The 7276-nt window shown below is 69.7% G+C and carries 7 protein-coding genes; 2 read left to right on the forward strand and 5 right to left on the reverse strand.

Annotated elements, in window-relative coordinates:
* From AOK23_RS19800 to AOK23_RS19820, 5 genes are all read right to left on the reverse strand, one after another.
* Window positions 1-373: alkaline phosphatase family protein (locus tag AOK23_RS19800; protein ID WP_206336243.1), on the reverse strand; the 373-nt coding region annotated here is incomplete at its 3' end.
* Window positions 374-490: 117 nt separating this feature from the next.
* Window positions 491-1360 carry a carbohydrate ABC transporter permease gene (locus tag AOK23_RS19805; protein WP_055714033.1) on the reverse strand — a complete coding sequence of 290 codons (870 nt, stop codon included), beginning with the start codon at window positions 1358-1360 and terminating at the stop codon, window positions 491-493.
* Entirely contained in the window at window positions 1357-2241 is an 885-nt protein-coding gene (locus AOK23_RS19810; protein WP_055714038.1) for a carbohydrate ABC transporter permease, read from the reverse strand. The genes AOK23_RS19805 and AOK23_RS19810 overlap by 4 nt, the downstream gene beginning before the upstream one ends.
* Before the next feature lie 124 nt (window positions 2242-2365).
* Complete coding sequence (locus tag AOK23_RS19815) at window positions 2366-3646, reverse strand: ABC transporter substrate-binding protein (protein ID WP_055714034.1); 1281 nt, start codon at window positions 3644-3646, stop codon at window positions 2366-2368.
* A gap of 56 nt (window positions 3647-3702) precedes the next feature.
* Window positions 3703-4722 carry a carbohydrate kinase family protein gene (locus AOK23_RS19820; protein WP_055714035.1) on the reverse strand — a complete coding sequence of 340 codons (1020 nt, stop codon included), beginning with the start codon at window positions 4720-4722 and terminating at the stop codon, window positions 3703-3705.
* A 127-nt stretch (window positions 4723-4849) separates the two neighbouring features.
* Between AOK23_RS19820 and AOK23_RS19825 the strand changes: the two genes are divergently transcribed.
* Both AOK23_RS19825 and AOK23_RS19830 read left to right on the forward strand, forming a co-directional pair.
* Complete coding sequence (locus AOK23_RS19825; RefSeq protein WP_055714036.1) at window positions 4850-5599, forward strand: DeoR/GlpR family DNA-binding transcription regulator; 750 nt, start codon at window positions 4850-4852, stop codon at window positions 5597-5599.
* Between the two features lie 277 nt (window positions 5600-5876).
* Window positions 5877-7214 carry a 6-phospho-beta-glucosidase gene (locus tag AOK23_RS19830; protein WP_055714037.1) on the forward strand — a complete coding sequence of 446 codons (1338 nt, stop codon included), beginning with the start codon at window positions 5877-5879 and terminating at the stop codon, window positions 7212-7214.
* Window positions 7215-7276: the final 62 nt, after the last annotated feature.

Genomic DNA, 7276 nt, shown 5'->3' on the forward strand with positions numbered 1-7276 from the left:
CCGACCCTGATCCGCCGCGGCCCAGGGTGCCGCGGCGGATCAGGGTCGGCCAGGACACGGCGGCCGCCGTGCGCAGGCCCGGCCGTACGGAGGCGGCGCGGGTGAGGAAGTCGGGGTAGCGGGCGTAGTCGGCGCCGACGAAGTCGTTGCCCCTCACGCCGTGCCGGTCGGGCCACACCCCGGTCATGACGCTCGACCAGCCCGGTCCCGAGTCCGTGTAGGCCATGCTCGTGGTGGGCCCGTGCCCGGCCTTGCCGTCCGCCTCGCCGTAGGGCAGCAGACTGCTGCCGTAGGCGCCGGCGGCCATCAGGCCGTGCAGCACGGGAGCCGTGGACGGCGACCGCATCAGCCGGTCGTAGCGCAGTCCGTCCATGCCCACCACGAGCACCTTGCCCCGCTCCGGTCGTCCCGCTCCGACGACATCCACCACGGTGCACCTCTTCTCTCGACAGGGGTCAGGGGGTGTTGTGGATGTCCCGCACAGCACCCCCTAGGTGCCTTGTACCGCACCCTCGGTGGCTCCCGCGATGAATCCGCGGGCGAAGACGGAGAACACGATCACCAGCGGGAGGGACGCCATGAGCACACCGGCCATGACCATGCTGTAGTCGGTGTTGTGGCCGACGTTGAGCTGGGCCAGCTCCACCTGGAGCGTGACGTGGTCCGGGTTGGTGAGCACGATCAGCGGCCACACGTAGTCGTTCCAGGCGCCGACGAAGGCGTAGATGGCGAGGAACGACATCGCGGGCCTGATCATCGGCAGCGCGATGTTCCAGTACTGGCGGAAGAACCCGGCGCCGTCGATGCGCGCCGCGTCGAGCAGTTCGTCGGGCACGCCGTTCTCGATGTACTGGCGCAGCCAGAAGATGCCGAAGGCGTTGGACAGGGCGGGCCACACCAGTGCCTTGAGCATGCCGACCCAGCCGACCTCCGACATCAGGATGAACTGCGGGAGGACGGCCAGCTGGAGCGGCAGCATCATGAACACCAGCAGCGTGCCGAAGAGGATCTTGCGTCCGGGGAAGTCGAACTTGGCGAAGGCGAAGGCCGCCAGGGAGTCGACGAACAGCACCAGCACCGTGGTGACACACGCGACGACGACCGTGTTGAGCATCGACCCGAAGAAGTCGATGGTGTCGAGGACGTTGCGGATGTTCTCCAGCAGATGCGAGCCGAACGTCAGCTTCGGCGGGCTCTGGTAGATGTCCCGGGTGGTGTTGGTCGCCATCACGATCGTCCACACGAACGGGAAGACCGAGATCACGACGGCCAGGACGAGCAGGGCGTGCGTGCCCAGCCCCTTGGGCCGGCGGGGCCGCCGCGCCCCCTTGACCGGCCGGGTGGTGGCCGTGGCCGTCATGACTTCCTCCCTCGCTGCACGATGCGCCAGTTGATGACGACGAGCACGATGATCAGTACGAAGAAGGCCCACACGATGGCCGCGCCGTAGCCGTAGTCGTTGTCGAGGAAGGCCGACTGGTAGAAGTACAGCAGCGTGGTCAGACCGGCCTGGCCGGGGCCGCCGAGGTTCTGGTTGGCGGCGTTGCTGGCGAACAGGACCTGGGGTTCGCTGAAGCTCTGCAGACCGTTGATCGTGGAGACGACGACGGTGAACAGGATGATCGGCCGCATGATCGGAATGGTGATCCGGAAGAACGTCCGGACGGGCCCGGCGCCGTCGATCCTGGCCGCCTCGTAGACCGACTGCGGGATGGCCTGGAGGCCGGCCAGATAGATGATCATGTTGTAGCCGGTCCACATCCAGGCCATCAGCAGCGCGATGACCACCTTGATCAGCCATGGATCGCTCAACCACGGCACCGGATCGATGCCGACCACGCCCAGGATCGCGTTGACCAGACCGAAGTCGTTGCTGAACACCGCCCCGAAGAAGATCGCCACGGCGACGATCGAGGTGACGTTCGGTACGTAGAGGGCGATGCGGTAGAAGCCCTTGAAGCGGCGCACCGAGTGCAGCAGCGTCGCGAGGACGAGGGCGCCGAAGAGCGTGGGGACGGTCGACAGCACCCAGATGACCAGGGTGTTGCGGATCGACAGCCAGAAGACCGGGTCGTTCCAGAGGAACTCGAACTGCTGGAGCCCCACGAACTGCTTGGTGCCCAGTCCGTCGTAGCGCTGGAACGCCAGATACAGCGAGTAGAAGACGGGCCCGAAGGAGAAGACCGTGAAGATCAGATAGAAGGGCGAGATCGCCAGGTACTGCCGCCAGTACGACAGCACCCCGCGGCGTGCGGGCCGAGCGGCGCCCGCGGGCGGGGTGCGCCGCGGGCGGAAGCGGGCCGGGCCCGGCCCGCCGCGATGCTCGCGCACCGCGGCGGGGCCGGTGACCGGAGGTGACGACACCTCAGCTCACCCCCTGCCGCCGGGCGATCTGCTTGGCCTGGGAGACCGCGTCCTTCCAGGCGTCGTCGGGCTTCTTGCCCTTGGCCTCGATGCTGGTCAGCTCGGCCATGAAGGGCGCCATGACCGCGGAGTCCGCGGGGGCCTCGTAGCTCACCGGAATGGCCTCGGCGGCCGGCCCGAACACCTCGATGATCTTCTGTCCGCCGAAGAAGGCGTCGGGGCCCGTCATGGCCGGCATCGCGTACGAGGCGGCGGAGGCGGGGAAGATGGCGGCGTCGGTGAAGCTCTTGGCGTTGTTGTCGGGGCTCAGGATCCAGCTGATGATCTTGAACGCCTCTTCGGGGTTGCGGCACTGCTTCGGCAGGGTCAGATAGGAGCCGCCCTGGTTCGCCGGGCCGCCGGGGGTCGCGCAGACCCGCCACTTGCCCTTGGTGTCCGGTGCCGCCGACTCGATGTCCAACGCGTGCCAGGCGGCGCCGAGTTCGGTGGTCAGACTCTTGCCGACGGCGGAGTTCCAGCTCTGGTCGTTGATCTTCGCGTCGAGGCCGAGCCGGTAGGCGCGGATCGCGGTGTTCCACGCGGCGCGTATGTGGTCCTGGTCGCCGATGAAGTGGTTGTCCTCGTCGATGAACCGCTTGGTGCCCTGGCCGACCGCGATGTTGAACACCGAGCCCATGTTGTTGACCAGGAAGGTGCCGGGCAGCGCCTTCTTCAGCTCGGTGCCCAGCGCGAAGTAGTCGTCCCAGGTCTTCGCCTCGGCGGCGACCTTGGCCGGGTCGTCGGGCAGGCCCGCCTTGTCGAACAGGTCGGCGCGGTAGAAGAGGGCGGTGGGGCCGATGTCGATCGGGAAGCCGATCTGCTTGCCGTCCTTGGTCTGGGCGAGCTTCGTCTTCCACTCCAGGTACTGGGAGGAGATCTTCTTGAAGCCCAGGTCGTTCAGGTCGAGGAAGCGGTCGGCGTTGGGCAGGAACGAGGCGATGTCCTCGCCCTTGATGCCGGTGATGTCGGGGACGGAGGAGCCGCCCGCGGCGAGGGTGGTGGTCAGCTTCTGCTTGAAGTCGCCGCCGATGGAGGCGCTGGTCAGCTTGATCCGGCTCTTGAAGTGCGTCTTGGCCTCGGCGACCACCTTGTCGCTGAGGGCGCCGCCCCAGTACCACATGGTCAGGTTCTTGCCGTTCTTGGTACCGCCGGACTCCGAGCCGCCGCCACAGGCGACGGTCAGTCCGGAGGCTGCCGCGGTGAAGACGGCGGCCTGGAGGAAGCCTCTACGAGAAAGGTCCACGGGACACTCCTGTTTGTTCCTGTTCGTGGTACTGAGGGGCGTTTTTTCCGGGGGGTTCAGGGCAGCCGTGCGGGTGGGGTGACGGGGGCGTGGCGCACCGGTGGTCCGGTGTCCGCCGGGATGCGGTCCGCGAGGAAGCCGTAGGTCTTCTTGAGGTCGGGGTCGGTCAGCGAGCGCCACCAGCGCTCGACGCCGTACCAGCCTGGGGCGGCGAGCGCCCCGCCGTGGTGCCGTACCGACAGGCCGGCGGCCAGGACGGCGAACCGCAGCCGTTCCTCCAGCGGCCAGCCGCCGAGGGAGGCCGCGACGAAACTCGCGCCGAACACGTCCCCGGCGCCGGTCGTGTCGAGGACGTCCACGTCGAGGGCGGGGGCCTCGGCGTACTCGCCGGTCGTCTGGTCGACGCCGATCGCGCCGGCCCCGCCGCGGGTGACGACCGCGACCGGCACCAGCTCGGAGAGCGTGCCGAGCGCGGCCACCGCGCTGTCGGTGCGGGTGTAGGCCATCGCCTCGGTCTCGTTGGGGAGGAAGGCGTGGCACAGGGCGAGTTGGCCGAGGAGTTCACGCGACCACTGCTGGGTGGGGTCCCAGCCGACGTCCGCGTAGATGTGTGTGCCGTTCGCGGCCGCCTTGGCGAGCCACTCGCGCGGCTCGGCCTCGATGTGCACGAGCGCGGTACGCGACTCGGGCGGGTCGCCCATCAGCGCGTCCTGCGAGTACGGCGGCTCCTGGCCGTGGGTGACGAGGGCCCGGTCGTGGCCCTGGGCCAGGGAGACGGTGACGGGGGTGTGCCAGCCGTCCGCGGTGCGCGAGAGCGAGAGGTCCACGCCCTCCTGTTCGGCGAGGACCTCACGGCAGTACCCGCCGTAGTAGTCGTCGCCGAAGACCGTGGCCAGGGAGGTCCGCAGGCCGAAACGGGCGGTGGCCACCGCCAGGTTGGCGATGCCGCCGGGTCCGCAGCCCATGCCGTCGGTCCAGATCTCCTCGCCGGGAGTCGGCGGCCTTCCCAGCCCCGTGAGCACGAGGTCGTAGAAGAGCAGCCCGGTCAGCAGCACATCGGGCCGGTCGTCGTCCACGCGTGCACCTCTCGTCAGAACTCTTCAAATTCGATGCCGGGAATCGTGCGCTGATCCGAGAGATTGGTCAATACCCGAGCAGAAGTGAGCATGGAAATGATTGAGGATGACGAGTACTGTTCAGCGCGTGCTGGCAGAGAGACGACACCAACTCATCCTGCGGGCCCTGCGATCAGGCGGCCCCGCTGCCGTGACCGATCTGTCCGAACAGCTCGGTGTGAGCCCGGCCACCATCCGGCGAGACCTCGTCAAGCTGGAGGAGGAGGGGCTGCTCACCCGGGTGCACGGCGGGGCGGTCGTGGACGAGGGCGACCAGCCCTTCGCCGAGGTCGCCGAGGTCCGGGTGGCCGAGAAGGACGCGATAGCGGCGCAGGCCGCCTCCATGGTCCGCGACGGCCAGTCCGTGCTGCTCGACATCGGGACCACCGCCTACCGCCTGGCCCGGCAGCTCCACGGCCGCAGGCTCACCGTGATCACCAGCAACCTGGTGGTCTACGAGGAACTCGCGGACGACGAGGGCATCGAACTGGTGCTGCTCGGCGGCATGGTCCGCCGCGAGTACCGCTCCCTCGTCGGCTTCCTCACCGAGGACAACCTCCGTCAACTGCACGCGGACTGGCTGTTCCTCGGCACCAGCGGGGTGCGGCCCGGCGGCCAGGTGATGGACACCACCGTCGTCGAGGTCCCGGTCAAGCGCGCCATGATCAAGGCGAGCGACAAGGTGGTCCTGCTCGCCGACTCCGCGAAGTTCCCCGGCACGGGGATGGCGCGGGTCTGCGGCCCCCGGGAACTCGACGTCGTGGTCACCAACACGCCCGTGGACGGGACGACCTGCTCCTCCTTCGAGGAGGCCGGGGTCGAGGTCGTGACCACATGAACCGCGCACCGGGCACGAACCGCGCCGCCGGAGGCATGATCCACCGCTCAGGCGGCATGCTCCCCCGGGACGGCGGTGCGGTGCACGACGACGGCCCGACCCGCGCCCGTCACCGCGACCACGGCGGCACAGGGGCGCGGCGGGCTGACACGTGTCCCGATGACCGGCACCCCCCACGCGCCACGGCGCGGGTCCTCCGCGCCGGGCGGCCCCACGGCCGCACGGCGGGCCCCGCGCCTGCCCGCACACATGCACGATCGGCAAAGGTGGTAGTTGCGTGAAGCTGACGATTCTGGGCGGCGGCGGATTCCGTGTGCCCCTCGTGTACGGGGCGCTCCTCGGGGACCGCGGCGAGGGCCGGGTCACCCATGTCGTCCTGCACGACCTGGACGCCGAACGGCTCTCCGCCGTCACCCGCGTCCTCGCCGAGCAGGCCGCCGACATCCCCGACGCCCCCGAGGTGACCGCCACCACCGACCTCGACGAGGCCCTCACCGGCGCTGACTTCGTCTTCTCCGCGATCCGCGTCGGCGGCCTCGAGGGCCGTGCCCACGACGAACAGGTGGCCCTCGCCGAAGGCGTCCTCGGCCAGGAGACCGTCGGCGCAGGCGGCATCGCCTACGGGCTGCGGACCGTCCCCGTCGCCGTCGACATCGCCCGGCGCGTCGCCCGGCTCGCCCCCGACGCCTGGGTCATCAACTTCACCAACCCGGCCGGCCTGGTCACCGAGGCCATGTCCCGCCACCTCGGCGACCGCGTCATCGGCATCTGCGACTCACCCGTCGGCCTCGGCCGCCGTATCGCCCGGGTCCTCGGGGCCGACCCCCGCGAGGCCTGGATCGACTACGTCGGCCTCAACCACCTCGGCTGGGTCCGCGGACTGCGCGTCGCCGGCCGCGACGAACTCCCGCGCCTCCTCGCCGACCGCGATCTGCTCGGCTCCTTCGAGGAGGGCAAACTCTTCGGCGTCGACTGGCTCCAGTCCCTGGGCGCCGTCCCCAACGAGTACCTGCACTACTACTACTTCAACCGCGAGGCGGTCCGCGCCTACCAGGCCGCCGAGAAGACCCGCGGCGCCTTCCTCAAGGACCAGCAGGCCCACTTCTACGAGGAGATGCGCCGGCCCGACGCCCACGCCCTCAAGGCCTGGGACCGCACCCGCGCCGAGCGCGAGGCCACCTATATGTCGGAGAACCGCGAGACGGCGGGCGCCGGCGAACGCGACGCCGACGACCTCTCCGGCGGCTACGAGAAGGTCGCCCTCGCCCTGATGCGGGCCATCGCCCGCGACGAGCGCACCACCCTCATCCTCAACGTCCGCAACCGGGCCACCCTCTCCGTCCTCGACACCGAGGCGGTCATCGAGGTGCCCTGTCTGGTCGACGCCAACGGCGCCCACCCGGTCGCCGTCGCCCCGCTGCCCGACCACGCCACCGGCCTGGTCTGCGCGGTCAAGGCCGTCGAGCGCGAGGTCCTCGCCGCCGCCGAATCGGGCTCCCGCTCGACCGCGGTCAAGGCCTTCGCCCTGCATCCCCTGGTCGACTCGGTCAACGTCGCCCGACGCCTGGTGGAGGGGTACACGGCGGTGCACCCTGGCCTGGAGTACCTGAAGTAGGCTCCTCCGCGACGGGAGCGGGAAAGCGCTTTCCGTCCGCCCGCCGTTCCAGCCCCCCGACC

Origin of the sequence: Streptomyces torulosus, from assembly GCF_001419765.1 — a bacterium.
Lineage (GTDB): Bacteria > Actinomycetota > Actinomycetes > Streptomycetales > Streptomycetaceae > Streptomyces > Streptomyces torulosus.